Origin of the sequence: Cupriavidus nantongensis (assembly GCF_001598055.1) — a bacterium.
Lineage (GTDB): Bacteria > Pseudomonadota > Gammaproteobacteria > Burkholderiales > Burkholderiaceae > Cupriavidus > Cupriavidus nantongensis.
On record NZ_CP014844.1, the window covers coordinates 3,839,232 to 3,857,793 of the forward strand.

Genomic DNA, 18,562 nt, shown 5'->3' on the forward strand with positions numbered 1-18,562 from the left:
AAAAGGGCCTGTGACGTGCGCCACAGGCCCTTCGTAATACTGGTGGGTCGTGCGTGACTCGAACACGCGACCAACGGATTAAAAGAATTCAAGCCTATTCCCAACCCGTTGATTGCAAAGGATTTTTCGATGATCGCATCTGGTAGCGAATCGGATAAACCGGGGCACGTCCCCACGAATCTCCCCACGGTCGCCATGCCCGTTCCTGTCGGTCCCAATGACACGGCGGCGCAGCGCGAGTGGGAACACTTCCAGGTCGCCAAGGGTATCGAGCGCTATCGCCGGTCCCTGGTCCGCACGAAGCGCGACGGCTCGACCGTCGCCAAGGGCCTGGAAGAAACTACGCCAGGGCACAGGATTGCGACCGAGCTCATCGGTCCAATGGTGGCGGCGGTACAGGAAGCACAGAAGGGCTACGCCGGGGCACTCCAAGACCCGAAGCTCTGCAAGCTGCCGGTCGAGATGACCGTGCTGTCCATGCTCCCTGCCGAGACCATCGCGGCGTGCGCCGTCCTGACTGCCCTGGCGGTAGGAAATGAAGCATCGTACACATCGGTCCGCGTGAACTGCGCGTTGCGAATTCGCCACGAACTTGAGTACCAGGAGTGGCGCCGGGCCGAGGCCGAGAAGGAAGCCGAGCGGAAGGAATTGGGCGAGGACGGCATCAACATGTTCAAGCTCATGCTCCACCGCAACAAGGGCGAGGTGAACAAAAAGGTCTTCGACAAGTGGTCCAAGAAGGCCGGGACCCTCATCAAGCTCGAATGGACCCACGCCCAGAAGATTCAGGTAGGCGCCGCCGTCATGGACCTCCTAGTGGGGTCGAACGGCTGGTTCCAGGTCTGGCTGAAGTCCGAGGGCGGCTCCAAGCACCCGAAGACGATGTTTGGCATGACCGAGACCGCCCTCGCCCTGACGTCCGCCCTGGGCGCTCAGTGCGAACTCCAAAGGCCGTTCATGGCCCCGATGATTTGTGAACCCGCTGACTACGAGTTCATTGCCGATCAACCTGCTGATAAGTGAAGCGTTTCGCCCATATGAACACACGCAACATACCCGTGGTCCTGGTTCTCCCCACTGCCCGAGACCCGAATAGCGGAGTGATCCGCGCCGACATCCCGGCCATCCGCGTAGGCGACCCGGCCTGGGTCCACGAGGCGGCCAAGGCCATCGCCCTGAGCCTCACCGAACACTTCGAGAACAAGGAGCAAGCATGAAGACCATTGACACTGACGGCCTCACGTCCCGCGACATCGCAGAAAAGGTTCCGGCTGGCCGCGACCGCAGGGAAGAGCTCCAACCTGTCCTGTTCGACTTCGGCGGATCGGCAGTCGAGATCATGGACGACGGCGCGACCTTCGCGGCTGTCCGCCTGCGCATCGACAGCAAGTACTTCAGCGCCTCGGAGCTCCTGAAACTCAGCAAGTCGCTGAAGAAGCTGGCGAAGCGAACCGGAGCACGTGAGGCCGCCGCCCGAGCCTGACCGCATCACCGCAACACCTGGGGAGGCTCCGGCCTCCTGTAACCCGAACGACTGAGACGCTGAGATGACGAAACTGAACGGTGGATACCTCACCCTGAAGACGGACGCTGTGAAGGCCACGGAATACTCGAACGCCCACACGTCCGCCCTCGACCGCCCGATGACCGGCGCACACCTGGAAGCACTGAACTGGATTCAGAAGACTCGGTGGCGCGTCAACCGCAACGTTCTCGCAGTGGCCCTGGGCCTCAAGGAGCGAGGGTGGGCGGTCGAGGGGTGGCCCTCGGCTGAAGAGATTCCGGTGCCGGTATGGCAAGGCCCCGGCGAGATGGACCGCACGACCGACGAGGGCAAGGCGTTCCTCCGCGAGCGCGAAGAGGTCCACTACCAGAACGCCCGGAACGCCGGGATGCGCAAGAAGCTCTGGGACATGCTCGGCATGGCAGAGGAACTTGCGACCTTCCCCGCCATCTGGTTCCCGCACTACGCGGACTTCCGTGGCCGGTTCTACCCGCGTCCCCAGGACCTCCACACGCAGGGTGACAGCCTGGTGAAGGGGCTCCTGGAGTTCTCGGAGCCGCAGGCCCTGGGCGGCAACGGCCAGTACTGGACCTACGTCAACGCCGCGAACTACTACGGCGAAGACAAGCTCCCGCTGGACGACCGCGCCCGCTGGACCGCCGACCACATGATGGGAATCCTGGCCGCTGCCGAGGACCCCTTCGGTGAAGGCTTTGAGTTCTGGTCCAAGGCGGATAGCCCCTGGGAGTTCCTGGCCGCCTGCTACGAGCTCAAGCGTCTCCGGGACTGGCTGGCCGTCGGCAACCTGCCCGAGGACTTCCAATCGACCCTGGTCTGCCGCTACGACGCCACGTGCTCCGGCATCCAGCACCTCGCCGCCCTGATGAAGGACGAGGTGTCGGCCCTCCAGGTCAACGTGGTCTCCCAAGGTCCGGGCATCCGCGCCGACATCTACACGAAGGTGAAGGACGCCGTGGTCAAGCTGGTGAACTTGGACCGTGTGGACTCCCGCTTCCGGGAAGCCGCCGAGCTCTGGGTGGACCGCGTGGTCCGTGGGACCGTCAAGCGGGCCGTCATGACGACGCCCTATGGCGTCTCCGAGCGCGGCATCCTGAACCAGATCATCAACGATGGGTTCGCGGACCACGTGGAGAAGGGCAAGGCCCGCTACGCGGCGGCTGAGTACCTGACCCAGAAGATCGTCTCGGCCCTGGACGAGTCCATCGACGCCCCGCGCCGCGCCATGGCGTACTTCCGCGAGGTGGCGAAGTTCCTGGACAAGAAGGACCTCCCCCTGGTCTGGGACACCCCGAGCGGCTTCACGGCCAAACAGGCGTACTACAAGACAAACCAGAAGCAGGTGCGAACCCTGCACGGGGACGTCCTGATGCGTTTCGAGATGCCCGAGGCCGGCTTCGCGCCGGGCAAGCAAGTCCTGGGGGCCGCGCCCAACGTGGTCCACTCGTTCGATGCGGCTCACCTCGCGCTCGTGGCCGTCGCCATGAAGCGTGAAGGCGTCCGTGACCTCGCGTTCGTGCATGACTCCTTCGGGTGCCATGCGGGTAACAGTGACCTCCTGCTGCGGGTCACCAAGGAGCAGTTCGTCGCCATCTACAACCGGGACACCCTGGAAGAGTGGCGGCAAAGCGTCATCAAGCACTCGGGTTGCCCCGACATCCCTGAAGTACCGCCCCTCGGCTCGCTGGACGTCACCAAGGTCCTTGAGTCCGAATTCTTTTTCTCATAACTGAAGCGTTTCGCCCATTTCAAAATGCTGAACTACAAGACCATCGCTGACCTGATCGCTGCCTTCCAATCGGGCGTGAAATTCAAAGCCGACACCCCGAACCACAAGGGCGTGGACGTCACCGGCATCTCCTTGAACCCGACCCGCCGTGGACGCTTCCTGGTCACGACCGGCGGAAGCACGCATTGGCACCAGTTCCGCCTGGACGGCTCGCACGAGCTCGGCGGGCAGTACCGCCTGTATCAAGTCGAAGCGCCGGCCAAGGCCCCGGTGGAGACCGCCTTCCCGTTCTCGTCGGCGGACGCCCTGGTGGCCGCCTTCAATGCCGGCGTGAAGTTCGAGGTCGTCAATGCGGACGGTAAGGTATCGCCCGTCACGAAGATCGAGAAGAACGGCCTCGGACGCGCCGGCTTCTACGTCGAGGCGAAAGGTGACGGCCCCTGGTCGCAGTTCGACCTCCGTGGCAACAACGCCTGGATGGGCGACACGCTGCGCGTGAAGGTGGAGCTCACCGCCGACTGGTCGGGCCCCGGCCTCCAGGTGTTCAACGCCGCCGGCGTCAAGGTCATGGCGATTGGCCCGACTGCCCCGAACCCGCTGCGTGTCACCGAGTCCGGCTCGGTCACCTCGGCACCCGCCCCGGCGCCGACCCCGAAGCGTGCCGTGGACTTCCCGAACTGGCTGGACGAACTGGCGAAGGGCACGAAGTTCTACTGCCCCGCGACCAACGAGGACGTCACGGGCATCAACGTGAGCGCCAAGGGTCTCCAGGTCATGCTGACGAAGGTCGGCGTCACCGGCGCAACCCCGCGCCACTCGACCAACTACCGCCTGAACGGTAGCCACAAGCACGTCAGCGCCCGCTCGCTGGTCGTGAAGCCCGAGCCGGTCGCCGCGCCGGCCCCGCGCGTCGGCAAGTCGTCCCGCGCCGCCATCCTCAAGAACCGCCTGAACGGGCAACTGTTCGTGGTCCGCGAAGGCGAGGTCCTGCCCCCGATCCGTGGCGTCCGCGACGCCGCGCTGGTCGGTGAAACGACCATCGTGGAGTAATCCACGTCATCCCCTGGCCCCTCTTCGGAGGGGCTTTTTCATTTCTACATCACAACGGAAGCAAATGGCTGACGCAAAGAAGAAGTCCAAGATCATCGAGAAGGCCGTGACCCCGAAGGGCACGCTCATCTACGCATGGGTGGACAAGCCGGACAACTCGGAGTACGGCAAGGGCAAGTACAAGTGCGGCATCCTGCTGGAGAAGGGCGTCAAGGCGAACGACGAGTTCGCCAAGAAGCTGAACTCCCTGCACAAGGCCGCCAAGGGCAAGAGCGACGCTCGCCCGGCCAAGGACGGCGACGAACTGGCCGAGGACAACGAGAAGAAGGAAAAGCTGCGCGGCTTCTGGGTCATCACGGCCAAGTCGCAGAACAAGCCGTCGCAGAAGGCCGCCGACGGCAAGACCGACCTGAAGGAAACCGCCCGCTCGGGTGACTTCGGTCGCCTGTCGGTCGCCATCGCAGAGTACGACGCTGGCGCCAACAAGGGCGTCACGCTGTACCTGAACGGCCTGAAGCTCCTGGAGCGCCGCGCCGGCCACGATCTCGGCTTCGAGGACGAGTCGGACGACTACGAGAACGACGCCGCCGAAGGTAGCGACACCTCGGAAGACGACGACGGCGACAACGGCGGCAACCAAGGCGCTGGTGACGACTCGGACTTCTGAGGTCCGCCTGGACGTGGTGCCCCTGCCGGCGCCGCGTCCTCGCGTGTTCCAGAACCGGGCCTACATGCCCGCGTCGTACACCGCGTTCTGCAAGGAAGTCGCAGCCGCCCTCCCGCAGACCGATGAACCCCCGCTCGACGGCGAACTGAAGATGTTCATTGAGTTCGTCTGCAAGCCCATTGCGAAGTCGAAGTTCACCACGCCTGCGGGCGACCTGGACAACCTCGCCAAGGGCGTCATGGACGTGCTCACCAAGGAAGGCTGGTACGGCGACGACCGCCAGATCATCCGCCTCGTGCTGTCCAAGCGGTTCCCCGAAGCCGGCGAAGTCCCGCACATGAAGTTCCAACTGTGCCGGATGCTGCCGCAGACCTGTCGTCTCTTCCCTCTCGAATCCGAATGATCGCCATCCTCATCAAGTTCCTGCAACGCCTCGCGCAGGCCCTGGACAAGCTCGCCCAACGCGAAGCCGCCAAGGCCGAAGAGAAGCTGAAGCAAGCCGCAGACCTCGTGGCGCGTGCCAACGAGCACCGCAAGACCTTCGGCCACGCCTCGCGCACGGCCAGCGCACTGAAAGACCTCGTGTCGTGATCGACGTCCGTCCCATGGACGACCGTCCGATGCCCTGAACCCTGAAAGGAAAGACCCCATGCTGCCCCGTTTCCCCGTCACTGCCCCCGTCGCCCCGCGCGACCCGCTGTCCCCCCAGGCTCGCCTCGTGCTGAAGCACCTGCAAAGCGTGGGGTCGATCACCAACGTCGAAGCGAACGCCGTGCATCGCGTGCGCTCGCTGTCGCGCCGCATCACCGAACTGAAGGACGCCGGCCACAAGGTCCGCAAGGACTTCCGCAAGGACACGACCGGCCAGCGCTACGTGCGCTACAGCCTGGAGAAGTGATGGACCTCCGAACCGAGCACCCCGACTTCGAGCCCGTGAAGGGCTCATCCGAATCCTGCGAGGGCTGTCACCTACTCGGTACGTACACGTGCAATGACGTGGCGTGCTGTGGGTGGGACTTCCCGGAAGCGCATCCCCGTCACGAAGACGGCTACCACATCATCTGGGTGAAGAAGCAATGACCCGCATCGTCACCGAGTACACCGCCATCCACAGCGCCACTGGCAAGGCCGTCAGCAAGACGTACCACTCGCAGGCACCGGCAACGTGCGTGGCGAAGGCATTCGCCCGCCGCAATCCGACCGAGACCTACCACGTCCACGCTGACGTCTTCGTCTACGAGCAATCCACCGTCGTGAAGACGGTCAAGGGAGCCAAAGCATGAAGCTCTACCAGAAGCGCAAAGACGGCCCCCTGGCCGCCCTGTGCACCCTCGCGTGCTATGCGCTGTTCCCGCCCGCGCTGCTGATCCTCCTGATCGAGCAGGCATGTGAGACGGTGCGCGACGAGTGCCGCGGAGTCCCTGGCCCGCGCGATACGTACCAGGAGATGCTGGCCGAGATGCGCTACCGCCGCGCACGTCGGCAGGCCAAGCGGAACAACCCCGAACTGAAGTGGGACTGAGCCGTGTACGAAATCTACGACGACACCTGGTGGTGGACTGCGATGAAGTGGATTTTCTGGATCGCCCTGATCTTCGGCATCGTCACGGGAATCGCCAAGTGCCACAACTCCGAATGGAACCAGGAGCGCATCGCTGCTGAGGCCAAGGCGGAGGCCGAGCGGCGAGTCCCGCGCGTCTACTCGAAGTCACCGGACGGCTGCACGGTCTACCAGTTTCACAACGGCGACCGCTACCAGTACTTCACGCGCTGCCCCAACGCCTCCACCACGACCTCCAACACTCGCACCGAATCCTGCGGCAAGAACTGTAGCCGGACGGTGGAATCCCCCATCACGAACTGATCCCATGCGAAACGCTGACAACCTTCTGCACTATAGCGGCCTGAAGCTGCACCACTCGCCACTGGAAGATCAACCCTTCCCCGACGTCATCAAGGCCGAGCCGATGTTCTTCCGGGCGGACTTGGACTTCGCCCGACGGGAAGGTGGCCTACTGACCCATGAGTTCCTCCGCGAAGCAGAGGAAATCTGGGGCGACATCTCGAACGTCATCATCGACTCCCGGCACCACATGCTGATGCCTGGGATGTACCCCTGCATTCCCGGCTGGCACACCGACGACGCGCCTCGCTCCCCGGCGTACTGCGGCGGCCAGCCGAACATCTTCACGCCGCACTACGAGACCGAGCACCTCCTGTGCGTGGTCGATTGCGGCACCGAGTCTCTCACCGAATTCCTGGTGGGCGACGTCGAGCTCTCCCGGCGCTACATCGAGCGCAAGTGGGCCGAAGACGGCGCCAACTTCTACAAGACCGCCGACCGGCTGCTGGACACCTACGCCCCCGGCGAGCGCATCCAGGTGAAGTCCGGCCAGATCGCGGAGTTCAACGTCCACTCCTGGCATCGCGGGATGCCGGCGAAGCATCGCGGCTTCCGCTGGTTCATCCGCATGACTCGCTACTCGAAGCACAAGGTCGAGAACGAGATTCGATCCAACGCCCAGGTCTACCTGACCGACGCAGCCTACGGGTGGTGACATGAAGCTATTCACAAGCCCAGGACTGCTGGCGCAGATCGACGCCACCATCGCAGACGCAAATCGTCGCGGCGATGTCCCTAGCCACATTGTGGTCGAGCCGTTCGAGTGGCACGAACTGAATCGGCTCATGCGCGAGCGCGGCGCCAACATAAGCATCCCTTCGGAGACGACCGGGCGCCCTGTCCGGTACTTCAAGGCAGCGGATAGCCGTGACATGTGCGGCTTCAGGGCGCTCGGGAAGTATCGAGACGTCTGGTTCTACTGCGTGGACTCCAAGCGGTACATCGTGGAATGACGCTCCGCTACAGGGACACCATCGTGTCCCGCAATAGCGATCTCTATCGCGCACTGGAGGCCGGGGACGATTCCCTGGCCTCTCGCATTTACACCGAGGCGAACGCCGAGTTCGCCAAGTTCTTTCAAGGATTCGAGCATCTATGGCAAAGCAAAACTACACCGTCACCCTCAAGTTCCGTGGCTACTTCGCCGGCAAGCGTGACGACGGTCGCTACGACCTCCGTGGCCGAGGCCAGCGCAGCATCGTGACGCTGGACGAGCTCCAGGTCCTGCTGAACGCCCGCCCGAAGGGTCGCCGCTGATGGGCGCCACGCACGACACCGAGTCAGTCCTGCTGCACAAGGGTCCGTGCGATAAGTGCGGGTCCAGTGATGGCCGGGCTGTCTACGATGACGGCCACTCCTACTGTTTCGCGGGATGCTCCGATGACGACCGATACGAAGGACCAACTGGTGAAGGCACTGGCCGCCCTGCGCCGGAACGAAAGCCCCACAAAGACCTTCTACCTGTTGGTGAGTACCGCGACCTTAACAAGCGTGCCCTCACTGCGGAAACTTGTCGACGATTCGGATATTCGGTGGGTCGTGATCGAGACGGAGAACCCGTTCAAATCGCCACCTATTGTGACGCCACGGGTGCCCCCGTCGCCCAAAAGCTACGGACCCCGGACAAGGACTTCGCGGTACTAGGCGACCTGAAGAAGGCCGGCCTGTTCGGGCAGCACCTGTGGCCGGCGAAGGGGAACAAGATCGTCATCACCGAGGGCGAGATCGACTGCCTGTCGGTGGCCCAGGCGCAGGCACTCAAGTGGCCCACTGTCTCCATCCCGAACGGCGCCCAGGGCGCGGCGAAGGCGATCACCAAGAGCCTGGAGTTCCTCCGGGGCTACAACGAGATCATCCTCTGGTTCGACAACGACGAGCCGGGCCGCAAGGCCGTGGAGGAATGCGCCCTGCTGCTGCCTCCTGGCAAGTGCAAGGTGATCGTGACTCCAGACGATCTCAAGGACGCCAACGATCTCCTGAGGGAGCGGGGGCCGGCTGCGGTTGTCAAGTGCATCTTCGACGCGCAGACCTACCGACCGGATGGTGTCATCGGCGGCGAGCAGTTGACCGTCGAGCGCCTGAAGGCGAAGGCTGCGCCGGGCTGGCAGACGCCCTACCCGAAGCTCAATGAGATGACCCGAGGTATCCGGCCCCGGCAACTGTGGATGATTACCGCAGGGACCGGCGTCGGGAAGTCCACGGACGCTCGTGAGTGGATGTACGCCGCCCTCTGCGAAGGTATGCCGTGCGGCGCTGTCTTCCTGGAGGAAAGCGTCGAGGACACGGCGAAGTACCTCGTGGCCCTGGACCACAACGTGCTGGCTGAGGACCTGGAGGACAACCCGGAGATTCTCACCGACGCTCAGTGGGCCGCGAGCCACGCCAAGCTCTTCGCACCGCCGGGCCTGTACCAGGCTTACGACCACTTCGGGGCGATGGATTCCGACTCGCTCATTGCGAAGCTGGAGTTCATGGCGGCCAACGGGGCGCGGCTCCTGTTCCTGGACCACATCACCATCGCCGCGACGGGCCTCGACCTGGAGGGCGTCGATGCGCTGATGGTCAACCTGCGGTCCCTGATCGAGCGCACCGGCTGTTCCATCGTCTGCATCTCGCACCTCCGCAAGACGCCCACTGGCGCCAAGGCGGCGGAGGAAGGCGGACAGATTAGCCTGGACGACCTGAAGGGGTCGGGCTCCATCAAGCAAATCCCTGACGTCATCATCGCCAAGGAGCGGAACCAACAAGCCGAGAACGAGGCCGAGCGGGACGTGGCGCAACTGCGCGTCCTGAAGGTCCGACGTGGCGGCAAGACTGGCCCCGCCGACAAGGTGAAGTACGACACCGTCACCGGACGGCTGACTCCCTTCGTGGAGCCGGACCCGATGGAGTGCCCGGAGGACGATGACGACGTGCCGTTCTGACGGCATTGCTCGCCTGCTGCTGAAGTCCTCTCGATACCGTGCCAAACGTGGCGGCCTACGCCACACGCTGACCCTGGCGGACATCTATGTCCCCGACCGCTGTCCCGTCCTGGGGCTGCGGCTTATCCCCTCCAAGGGCCGCGCTGGCCCGAACTCCCCGTCACTAGATCGCATCGACTCGCGCAAGGGCTACGTCCCTGGCAACGTCATCGTGGTCTCGTGGCGGGCCAACGAACTCAAGAAGAACGCAACCCTCCTGGAAATGGAGCGGGTCGCCGCGTTCTATCGACAACTCGCAGACCGGAAATGAAGACCGATGAAGTCTACGTGGACCCGAAGGTGGCCTACGCCTCCTTCCGATTCACTGACGGGGGCGACGTGCTCCCGAAAATCCGAGCGGCGGCAGAGTCCGCTGTGAAGGCATGTGTTGCCGCTGGCCGCACCCCGAAGATGGTCGAGGTCGTGATTCGTGTCGCACCCTGACCAGTGGCACCGTGAAGACCACGTAGACGACATCCTCTCGTTTGACCTGGAGACCGATGGGTTCCTGAAGGAGCTCACGCGTATCTGGGTGATGGCGATTGGCGTCGTCGGCTCCGATGACATCATCACCTACACCGATCATGACCCGGCCTACCCTTCGGTTGCCGAGGGCATTGAGCGCCTCCGCAAACACCGAGACCGTGGCGGCAAGTTCGTCGCGCACAACGGGATCGGCTTCGACCTCAAGGCGATCCGCAAGGTTTCTGGACTGGACATTCCGTGGACTCAACTGTGGGACACCATGGTCCTGGGTCGGCTCCGTAACCCTGAGCGGCCCGGTGGTCATAGCCTGGAATCCTATGGGGTCGAACTCGGAATTCTTAAGGGCTCCCACAACGAGTGGGACAGGTACTCGGAAGCGATGCGTTCGTATAACGCACAAGACATCGCGGTCACGAATGCCCTGTTCCTGAAGCTCAAGCCCGTCCTGTCCTGGGGCGAGAGCGCCCTGCTGGAACACTACGTCGCGTACCTGATCGACCTCCAGATGGAGAACGGCTTCCCGCTGAACATGAAGGAGGCCATCGAGCTCGCGGCGCAACTGTGGGAAGAGCGCGAAGGCTATCTCGCGGAGATGCAGCGGGTCTTCCCGCCGATCTACGTGAGCGCCGGCCTGAAGCAACCCAAGGTCACGCGCAAGTACAAGGACAAGCAAGGCCGCGTCTGGGAGTACACCAAGGGCGCGGAGTACACCGAGGTCACGCTCCAGGAGTTCAATCCCGGCTCCGAGTATCACATCGACCGTCGCCTGTTCCGCAAGTACGGCTTCCGGTTCCCTCTGACCGAGGCCGGCAACCCGAACGTAACCGAGAAGATTCTCAAGAAGCTCGACTTCCCGGAGGTCCAGCCGCTCATCAAGTACGCGCGGGTGGACAAGATGTGGACCCAGGTCGCATCGCCTCCGAAGAAGAAGGGCGAGAAGCTCGTGGGCGGCGGATGGATTCACCACGCCGACGAGAACGACCGCGTGCATGGCTACGTGAACTCTAACGGCGCCGTGACGGGCCGCATGACTCACCGGATGCCGAACTCCGCCAACATCGACAAGGACGCGCGTATGCGTGCCCTGTGGATTCCTGGCGTGGGCTACGTGATGGTGGGCTGCGACGCCGAGGGCCTGGAGCTCCGCGTGCTCGCGCACTACCTGTGCCCGTTCGACAAGGGCCGGCTGGTGGTGGCGCTGCTGGAGGGCGACAAGTCCAAAGGCACCGATGCGCACTCGATGAACCGGGACTCGACCGAGCTACCGGACCGCGACTCGGCCAAGACGCTGCTGTACGCGGCGATGTACGGCTCGGGCGACCCGAACCTGGGCGAGATTTGGCTGAACGCGTGGCGTGCCACCGGCAAGCCGATCTACGAGTGGCCGACCTGGGCCTGGACGAAAGCGACAGGCAAGCCGCGACCCGCGAAGGTCATCGGCAAGATCGTCCGCGAGAAGCTCGTGGGCGGGATGGTCGGCTTCGGGAAGCTCATCGACGCCATCAAGAAGGCGGCCAAGGAGCGCGGCTACGTCAAGGGAATCGACGGGCGTCGCATCCGCGTCCGCTCGCAGCACGCTGCCCTGAACTCCCTGCTGCAAGGGACCGGCGCAATCATCATGAAGAAGGCCCTGTGCATCTATCACGACCGCGTGACTGCACTCGGCTGGAGGCATGGCGTCGAGTTCGGCTATCTCGCCAACGTCCACGACGAAGTTCAGCAGGAGGTCCTGCCGCACCTCGCGGAGCAGGCCGGGCAAATCTTCCAACAAGCCATCACCCAAGCTGGTGAGCACTTCAACTTCCGCTGCCGTCTCGACGGCGCGTATGACATTGGGAACAACTGGCATGAAACACACTGAACTGGCTGCGGCCAAGTTCCTGGCGGGACTCGCCGTCCTCCTGTTGCACCACGAAGAGTGCGAGCCGGACGAACTGGAGAACGCCCACGAGAACGCCGACGACGGCGGCAACTTCAACGACACGCTGGACTCGGGCATCGCCCTGGGCGAGCGCCTGCTGGCCGATGAAATCCGGGGACTCGCGGAGCGCTGCGGGGTGGACCTGGAGATCAAGCCGGCATGAAGGACGACATCGCAGTGGCCTGGGTCCTGGGCCTGATGTTCGGTAGCTGCCTCGCTGCCGGCGTCACTGTGTACATCTGGGCGTTCGGGAAGCTGGCCGCCTGATGCTCGCCCTGATCGACGGGGACGAGGCCATCTACAAAGCGTGCGTCATCAAAGTGGAAGACACCGATTGGGAATCGGAGACGATCGTGGATCGTCCCCCGACTCTCGAAGAAGCGGTGGACGCCCTGAAGCGCATGTTGGATTCGTGGATGGACTTGGCCCTGGCAGACGAGTTCACGTTCTGCCTCAGCCCGACGAACCGCACGTTGTTCCGTCGAGGCATCTACCCGCAGTACAAGGGCGGGCGCAGCGAAAAGCCGGACGTCTTCTGGCAACTGGAGGAATGGGTGAAGACCAACATGGACTGCACCGAGTTCCCCGGCCTGGAGGCCGATGACGTCATGGGCTGCATGAGCGGCGATGGGTTCGTCATCGTCTCGTCCGATAAGGACATGAAGACGGTCCCTGGCCGCCTCGTGAATCCCGGCAAGAAGGAGAAGGGAATCATCTCGCCGGCCCGCGCGGACTGGCAGTGGATGTACCAGACCCTCATGGGCGACGCGACCGACGGCTTCAAGGGTTGCATCGGTTGCGGACCAAAGGCCGCCGAGGACATTCTCAACGAATGCTCGGGCATCAAGGAGATGGCCGTGGCCGCCCGCGAGAAGTTCCTGGCGCCCAAGAAGGGCAAGTACAAGGACATCACCCAGACCGTCCACGACTTCCGCGTCAACGCTGTCATGGCCCGCATCCTGCGCCCTGGCGACTACAACCCGGCGACCGGCGATGTGAAGTACGACATCCCCGGCGTCAAATCCGTGAGTTTCAATGCAGACGAAAAAGCTGCGTAAGCCCCTGATCGGCCTCGCCGGTCGAGCTCGTTCGGGCAAGGACACCGCCGCCCAGGTCCTCATCGACTGGCACGGGTATCGCAAGGACTCCTTCGCCCGACCGATCCGCGAGTTCGTGGCCGGCCTGTGCGGGATCACCGTCGAAGAGATGGACCCGATCAAGGAGTCGCCGCATCCGCGCCTCTGCGGCGTGTCGCCGCGATACGCCATGCAGACCCTCGGGACCGAGTGGGGCCGGCACACCCTCGCCAAGAACATCTGGCTGGAACAGTGCCGCGCCCGCATCCTGGACAACGCCGAAGAGGGCGTGCCGACCGTCATCACGGACGTGCGCTTCGACAACGAGGCGGACCTGATCCGGGCGATGGGCGGCACGATCATTCACGTCGTCCGTCCGGATGCGCTCGTGGTGGCGGCACACGTGTCGGAGGCCGGCGTCACGGCTCAACCCTTCGACTTCCGCATCCTGAACGACGGCTCCCTGGACTCGTTCCAGCACGCCGTCACCCGCGTCTACCAAGACATCCGATGACCAACCTCACCCTGCCCCGATGGGTCTGGTACTGCCTCGCGGCGGTCCTGGTCCTGACGGGCGGGCTCGTCTACCGATCCCATGTCTATGACTCAGGCTACGACGCTGGCCGGGCCGCCGCAGAATCCGCAGCCGCTACCGCCCTGGCTCAGGCCCGCGCCGATGACGCTGCCGCAAGCGCGGACGCCGAGGCCCGCCTACGCGCTTCACTGAAGGTTTCCGAATATGAGCACCTCCGAATCCAAGCCGACCTCAAGTCTCGCCTGGCTGCTAGTGATCTCCGCGTCACTCGCCTGTCTGCTGACATCGCAAGGCTGCACGACGAAGCCGCAGGTAGTGCGCGACTTCCCTCCGATCCCGCCGTCCCTGGCGGAGCCGCCGGAGCCGATGCAGCCGATTACTCGGTGGCGGATTTGATCCTGACGATGGAGCAAAACTATGCGATTTGCCAACGCAATTCGGCTCGCCTGGAAGGGCTTCAAGTCTGGTATCGGTCTCTCGGGAAAGGCTCCGAGTAAATACGTACATGTTAGTGCCGACCCTATGCTCCTTAAGATAGACGAGGAAGGAATCCCCATGGATTGCCCCTCGTCCAAGGACCTCAGGATCGCCGCTGAGTACATCCGATTCCTCTTCCCCCTCCAGGACTTCAAGACCCTGGTGGAGGCCCAACAGTACCAAGCCGCCCATGAACTCGCTGGTATCCACGAGGGAGCTAAGTCCCTCGATGAGCTCGCGGACGCCCTGGACGAGCGCAACTCCCCCACTCGCCTATGAACTCTTTGAGTTCCTTCGTCGGACTGGTTACCCATGTGTGGGTGACTGGACTGTCGATCTATTGGGCCAGTGTGCGATATGCGCTTTCCACGATGGAGGCGGCATTAGTGCTGCGGTTTGGTTCGAGCCTATGGGTAATCGAGCCGCCCTCCATGTCCACGCTCGACCGGACGTCCGAGGGCGATGGGTCACACCGATGGTCCTGCGACGACTTAACGCTGTCGCCCGTGGCCTCGGAGTCCACGAAGTCGTGGCCGACCCACTGCCGGAACACCGTGGGTATCTGAGGCGCTTGGGGTTCCAACGTCTCACCTCCCACTTCCACCTCGATGTCCAAGCCCAATAAACAACCGACGCCCCAGGCCCCGCAGCCTGACGCTCCGGCCCCCATCGCCGTCTTCGGTCAAGAGGACAGCCCGGCGACCGCCGTACAGAAGAAGGCGCTCCAGCGCCGCTACCTGACGGCTGGCCCGTCCGCCGCCCCCTCGACCTCCACCAATGGAGTAGGCGTGAACCTGTGAAGCTACAGGACCGATACCAGGAGCTATCCCCGGAACGGGATATGCCCCTGCGACGGGCACAAGCCTGTGCCGCGCTCACGGTCCCTGCGATTTGCCCGATGCCGGGCCAGACCCCGGCGAACGCTCTCCCGCAGACCCATACGTCCTTCGGCTACCGAGGGGCAACCAATCTCGCCTCGAAGCTCATGATGGCGTTCCTCCCGCCGGGAGACTCAGCGTTCGACATCAACGTCAGCGTGGGGCTCCTGATGCGCGAGGGCGTCCTGTCGCCTCCCCCGGACATCATCAAGGGGCTCGCTCAGTGCGAGCAACTGATGAACACCAAGATCGAGGCGCTGTCCTGGCGCCGGTCCACGTTCACCTCGCTCCTGCACTGCATCGTGGCGGGTAACGTGGTCGAGTACATCCAGCCGGATGGAAAGCTGAAGCTGTACCGCCTGGACCAGTTCGTCTGCGTCCGCGACTTCACGGGCAAGGTCCTGGAGATCGTCACGGCGGAGAAGCTGAAGGCCCGGGGCCTGAGCCAAGACCTCCGCACGCGGACCGCGAAGAAGGAAGACGAGGACGTGATCCTCTACACCCGATTCGAGTACATCCGCGAGGGGTTCTACGCTGTCCAGCAAGACCTGGACGACGTGACCATCATGCCCCACAAGGTTCACCAAGGCATCATGCCGGCCAACGCGATTGCCTGGGAGCTCGTCCCCGGCGAGACCTATGGCCGCTCGCACGTCGAGGCGAACTACGCGGACCTCCTGGCGCTCGACAAGACGTCGCAGCATCTCCTGGAATCCGGCGCCATCGCGGCGCGGAACCTAATCTTCGTGAAGCCCAATGCGGCCGGCGGCAACCTGCGCAAGCGGATCGCTGAGGCCCGCAACGGCGCTGTGCTGTCCGGCAACGGCGGCCAGAACGGGGACATCCAACCGTTCCAGTTCAACAACGCGAACGCGATGCAATCGCTGAACGTCGAGAAGCAGGACCTGAAGCGGGACCTCTCGGTCGCCTTCCTCCTGACGAACGACTTGCGGCGAGACGCCGAGCGCGTGACGGCCTACGAACTGGAGATGCTGGTCACCGAGATCGAACAGAGTCTCGGCGGCGTCTACTCGTACCTAGGCCCCGAGATGATGGGATGGCGCCTGGAGAAGCTCATGGCGATCATGAAGTCCCGCAAGGAGCTCCCGCCGATTGGCGACGGGGACACCGAGATCACCGTCACGACGGGTCTCGCGGCCCTCGGCAAGGACGCCAAGATCAAGCGGGTCCGGTCCTTCTTCAGCCTGCTGAACGAAACGCCTCAAGCCTTCCAAGAAGAAGCCGCTGGCTACGTCAAGTTCGACACGATCCTGACGCCCGCCGCTGCTGCCCTCGGGTTCCCGCAGTCCATCAAGTCCTCGGATGAGGTGGCGAAGGAACAAGCCCAACGACAACAGGCGGAGATGGTCTCCCAGATGGCTCAACGAGCCGCTGGCCCGATGGCCTCCGCCGCAATGCAACCCGCATGACGACTCCCAATGGAACGCCTGCCGCGCCCGTAAGTGGCGCACCTGAAGTAGTGGTGGTGGCAACGCCCCCCGCCCTGGTCCCTGACTCCCCGGAGTACAACGCCGCGATGGTGGCGAAGGCCGACGGCCAAGTGCCGAACGCAGGAAACACGGAGCCGCCCAATGGCGCAACTCCGCCTGCCGCACCTGCCGAGACCGAGAAGAAGGAAGGCGACGGTACGCCGCCCGAGAACACTGAAGTCAAGCCCGAGGGCGACAAGCCCGCCGACGAGAACAAGGAAGGCGACAAGCCGACCGACGAACCCGTCGAGGCTGCACCCGACTTCGCCAAGATGTTCGAGGACGGCTCGTTCGCCCAAGCGTTCAATGCCGAAACCCTCGACCCGAAGTTCCGCGATGGCCTCGCCAAAGCGCTGAACGTCAAGGGCGAGGACGTGGACGGCATGGTCGCGCAGTTCAAGGCGGGCCAAGCTGCCCTGGCGCGTGAAGCGACCGCGAACCTCTTCAAGGCCGCTGGCGGCCAAGAGGCGTTCGAGGCCGCGGTGGCCTGGGGTCAGAAGAACCTGACGCCGGAACAGCAACAGTGGTACGACGCGCAGTTCAACGGACCGAATGCAAGCGACGCTGTGGCGCTGCTGATGCAGAAGGCCGGCGCCTCGCGTGATCCGAGCCTGCACGTCCCGAGCGGCGCCAGTGGCACCCAAGCCCTGCAACCGTTCCGCGACCAGTCCGAGGTCACGCGTGCGATGGCTGATCCGCGCTACCGCACCTCCGAAGCGTACCGCAACGAGGTCGAGTCCCGCCTGCGCATCTCGACGTACTAAGCCTCACCCCCTCCCTCCATCCCCAGGTCCGCTCCGATTCCCAAAGGACGCCTGGGGGTACACCATTTCCCTCAGAGAGAAACACTCTACATGGCATTCTCCCCCAACGCCGGCTCGCCGGTAGCTTTCGGCACTGGTCAATCGTCCCCGGCTGATGATCGCTCGCTCTTCCTGAAGAAGTTCACTGGTGAGGTCCTGACCGCGTTCACGCTGGCAACCGTCACCAAGGGCAAGTTCAACGAGCGCAACATCCAGGGCGGCAAGTCGGCGCAGTTCATCCGCACCGGCGACTCGATGGCCGAATACCTGACTCGCGGTCAGGAGATGATGGGTAACCCGTATGCGACCGGCGAAGTGGAAATCACTCTCGACGGTCTGCTGGTTGCTCACCACGCCCTGTTCGACCTGGACACCCTGATGTCGCAGTTCGACATCCGTGGTCCGATGACGACCTCGATGGGTCAGGCCCTGGCCGAGGTCTACGACCGCAACAACTACCGTGCTGCCATCCTGGCCGCGCGTCAGGCTGCTGTGGGTCCGTTCCCCGGCGGTTCGCGCATCGTGGCGGCTGACCTGCTGACCTCGGGCGTAATCGACGGCATGGCCTGGATGGCTCGCATCCGCGAAGCCAAGGCGGCGCTGTACGCCAAGAAGGTCCCGCTGACCTCGACCATCTACATGGCCGTCCCGTACGCCGTGTTCGATGCGCTGAAGTACGCGCGTGACTCCGTGTCGGGCCACTTCGTGAACCTGACCACGACCATCCAACTGGCCGCAGCCGGCGAAGGTGCGAACGTCACCGAAGCGATCCGCTTCGAGGGCGTGAACATCTACCCGACCCAACTGGTGCCGAACACCAACGAATCGGCTGCTACCTCGGTCTACCCGAAGTACCGCGCCGACTACTCGAAGACCTCGGCAGTCATGTGGACCCCGGACGCCGTTGGCGTGCTGACCCTGCGTGGCATGTCCACCGAGGTCGAGCGCTCGGCTCGTCGTCAGGAAGACTTCATCGTGACCTCGCAGGCTTCGGGTCACGGCACCCTGCGTGCCGAGTGCGCGGTGGAGTTCGCCCTGCCGGCGGCCTAAGCCTTTAGCAAC

The 18,562-nt window shown here is 63.8% G+C and carries 26 protein-coding genes and 1 tRNA gene; 26 read left to right on the forward strand and 1 reads right to left on the reverse strand.

Translation table 11 applies throughout. From position 1 onward, the window contains the following. Positions 1-40: 40 nt before the first annotated feature. Positions 41-185, reverse strand: a tRNA-OTHER gene (locus A2G96_RS33400). 10 nt (positions 186-195) lie between these two features. On the opposite strand from A2G96_RS33400, the gene A2G96_RS17690 reads away from it, so the two are divergent. From A2G96_RS17690 to A2G96_RS17815, 26 genes are all read left to right on the forward strand, one after another. Continuing rightward, positions 196-1,023, forward strand: coding sequence for a hypothetical protein (locus A2G96_RS17690; RefSeq protein ID WP_150124168.1), 828 nt, complete (start codon positions 196-198; stop codon positions 1,021-1,023). Between the two features lie 190 nt (positions 1,024-1,213). After that, positions 1,214-1,483 (forward strand): hypothetical protein, encoded by a 270-nt coding sequence (locus A2G96_RS17695; RefSeq protein WP_062801388.1) that lies wholly within the window; start codon positions 1,214-1,216, stop codon positions 1,481-1,483. Between the two features lie 64 nt (positions 1,484-1,547). Continuing rightward, positions 1,548-3,251 carry a DNA-directed RNA polymerase gene (locus A2G96_RS17700; protein WP_062801389.1) on the forward strand — a complete coding sequence of 568 codons (1,704 nt, stop codon included), beginning with the start codon at positions 1,548-1,550 and terminating at the stop codon, positions 3,249-3,251. A gap of 24 nt (positions 3,252-3,275) precedes the next feature. Further along, positions 3,276-4,301, forward strand: a complete 1,026-nt coding sequence (locus A2G96_RS17705; RefSeq protein WP_062801390.1) for a hypothetical protein — start codon at positions 3,276-3,278, stop codon at positions 4,299-4,301. Positions 4,302-4,365: 64 nt separating this feature from the next. Then, positions 4,366-4,968 carry an ssDNA-binding protein gene (locus A2G96_RS17710; protein WP_062801391.1) on the forward strand — a complete coding sequence of 201 codons (603 nt, stop codon included), beginning with the start codon at positions 4,366-4,368 and terminating at the stop codon, positions 4,966-4,968. A gap of 13 nt (positions 4,969-4,981) precedes the next feature. Beyond that, positions 4,982-5,371 carry a RusA family crossover junction endodeoxyribonuclease gene (locus A2G96_RS17715; RefSeq protein ID WP_167354375.1) on the forward strand — a complete coding sequence of 130 codons (390 nt, stop codon included), beginning with the start codon at positions 4,982-4,984 and terminating at the stop codon, positions 5,369-5,371. After that, positions 5,368-5,559, forward strand: coding sequence for a hypothetical protein (locus A2G96_RS17720; RefSeq protein WP_062801393.1), 192 nt, complete (start codon positions 5,368-5,370; stop codon positions 5,557-5,559). Before A2G96_RS17715 ends, A2G96_RS17720 begins: the two co-directional genes overlap by 4 nt. A 58-nt stretch (positions 5,560-5,617) precedes the next feature. After that, positions 5,618-5,866, forward strand: a complete 249-nt coding sequence (locus A2G96_RS17725) for a helix-turn-helix domain-containing protein (RefSeq protein WP_062801394.1) — start codon at positions 5,618-5,620, stop codon at positions 5,864-5,866. A 178-nt stretch (positions 5,867-6,044) separates the two neighbouring features. Further along, complete coding sequence (locus A2G96_RS17735) at positions 6,045-6,251, forward strand: hypothetical protein (RefSeq protein WP_062801396.1); 207 nt, start codon at positions 6,045-6,047, stop codon at positions 6,249-6,251. Continuing rightward, positions 6,248-6,490, forward strand: coding sequence for a hypothetical protein (locus A2G96_RS17740; RefSeq protein WP_062801397.1), 243 nt, complete (start codon positions 6,248-6,250; stop codon positions 6,488-6,490). Before A2G96_RS17735 ends, A2G96_RS17740 begins: the two co-directional genes overlap by 4 nt. Before the next feature lie 3 nt (positions 6,491-6,493). After that, positions 6,494-6,832 (forward strand): DUF4884 domain-containing protein, encoded by a 339-nt coding sequence (locus A2G96_RS17745; protein WP_062801398.1) that lies wholly within the window; start codon positions 6,494-6,496, stop codon positions 6,830-6,832. 4 nt (positions 6,833-6,836) lie between these two features. Then, positions 6,837-7,526 (forward strand): hypothetical protein, encoded by a 690-nt coding sequence (locus tag A2G96_RS17750; protein WP_062801399.1) that lies wholly within the window; start codon positions 6,837-6,839, stop codon positions 7,524-7,526. 1 nt (position 7,527) lies between these two features. Next, entirely contained in the window at positions 7,528-7,824 is a 297-nt protein-coding gene (locus A2G96_RS17755) for a hypothetical protein (protein WP_062801400.1), read from the forward strand. Between the two features lie 142 nt (positions 7,825-7,966). Then, the gene (locus tag A2G96_RS33745) at positions 7,967-8,128 is read left to right on the forward strand and encodes a hypothetical protein (protein WP_154676088.1); all 162 of its coding nucleotides are present in this window, start codon (positions 7,967-7,969) and stop codon (positions 8,126-8,128) included. Further along, positions 8,128-9,795: a DnaB-like helicase C-terminal domain-containing protein gene (locus A2G96_RS17760; protein WP_082818999.1), complete on the forward strand. Its 1,668-nt coding sequence runs from the start codon at positions 8,128-8,130 to the stop codon at positions 9,793-9,795. Before A2G96_RS33745 ends, A2G96_RS17760 begins: the two co-directional genes overlap by 1 nt. Next, positions 9,776-10,105 carry a hypothetical protein gene (locus A2G96_RS17765; protein ID WP_062801402.1) on the forward strand — a complete coding sequence of 110 codons (330 nt, stop codon included), beginning with the start codon at positions 9,776-9,778 and terminating at the stop codon, positions 10,103-10,105. Before A2G96_RS17760 ends, A2G96_RS17765 begins: the two co-directional genes overlap by 20 nt. Next, on the forward strand, positions 10,102-10,278 hold the full coding sequence (locus A2G96_RS33750) for a hypothetical protein (RefSeq protein WP_154676089.1): 177 nt from the start codon (positions 10,102-10,104) through the stop codon (positions 10,276-10,278). The genes A2G96_RS17765 and A2G96_RS33750 overlap by 4 nt, the downstream gene beginning before the upstream one ends. After that, complete coding sequence (locus tag A2G96_RS17770; RefSeq protein ID WP_062801403.1) at positions 10,265-12,181, forward strand: DNA polymerase; 1,917 nt, start codon at positions 10,265-10,267, stop codon at positions 12,179-12,181. Before A2G96_RS33750 ends, A2G96_RS17770 begins: the two co-directional genes overlap by 14 nt. Further along, entirely contained in the window at positions 12,168-12,404 is a 237-nt protein-coding gene (locus A2G96_RS17775; protein WP_062801404.1) for a hypothetical protein, read from the forward strand. Before A2G96_RS17770 ends, A2G96_RS17775 begins: the two co-directional genes overlap by 14 nt. A gap of 103 nt (positions 12,405-12,507) precedes the next feature. Then, entirely contained in the window at positions 12,508-13,299 is a 792-nt protein-coding gene (locus A2G96_RS17780) for a hypothetical protein (protein WP_062801405.1), read from the forward strand. Further along, on the forward strand, positions 13,277-13,831 hold the full coding sequence (locus tag A2G96_RS17785; protein ID WP_062801406.1) for a deoxynucleotide monophosphate kinase family protein: 555 nt from the start codon (positions 13,277-13,279) through the stop codon (positions 13,829-13,831). The genes A2G96_RS17780 and A2G96_RS17785 overlap by 23 nt, the downstream gene beginning before the upstream one ends. After that, a complete protein-coding gene (locus tag A2G96_RS17790) occupies positions 13,828-14,349 on the forward strand; it encodes a hypothetical protein (RefSeq protein WP_062801407.1) in 522 nt (173 codons plus the stop codon). Before A2G96_RS17785 ends, A2G96_RS17790 begins: the two co-directional genes overlap by 4 nt. A gap of 25 nt (positions 14,350-14,374) precedes the next feature. Further along, positions 14,375-14,608 (forward strand): hypothetical protein, encoded by a 234-nt coding sequence (locus A2G96_RS17795; protein WP_062801408.1) that lies wholly within the window; start codon positions 14,375-14,377, stop codon positions 14,606-14,608. Between the two features lie 517 nt (positions 14,609-15,125). Beyond that, the gene (locus A2G96_RS17805; protein ID WP_257731960.1) at positions 15,126-16,637 is read left to right on the forward strand and encodes a portal protein; all 1,512 of its coding nucleotides are present in this window, start codon (positions 15,126-15,128) and stop codon (positions 16,635-16,637) included. Further along, positions 16,634-17,461, forward strand: a complete 828-nt coding sequence (locus tag A2G96_RS17810) for a capsid assembly protein (protein ID WP_150124169.1) — start codon at positions 16,634-16,636, stop codon at positions 17,459-17,461. Before A2G96_RS17805 ends, A2G96_RS17810 begins: the two co-directional genes overlap by 4 nt. Positions 17,462-17,551: 90 nt before the next feature. Beyond that, positions 17,552-18,550, forward strand: coding sequence for a major capsid protein (locus A2G96_RS17815; RefSeq protein WP_062801412.1), 999 nt, complete (start codon positions 17,552-17,554; stop codon positions 18,548-18,550). The last annotated feature ends 12 nt before the right edge of the window (positions 18,551-18,562 follow it).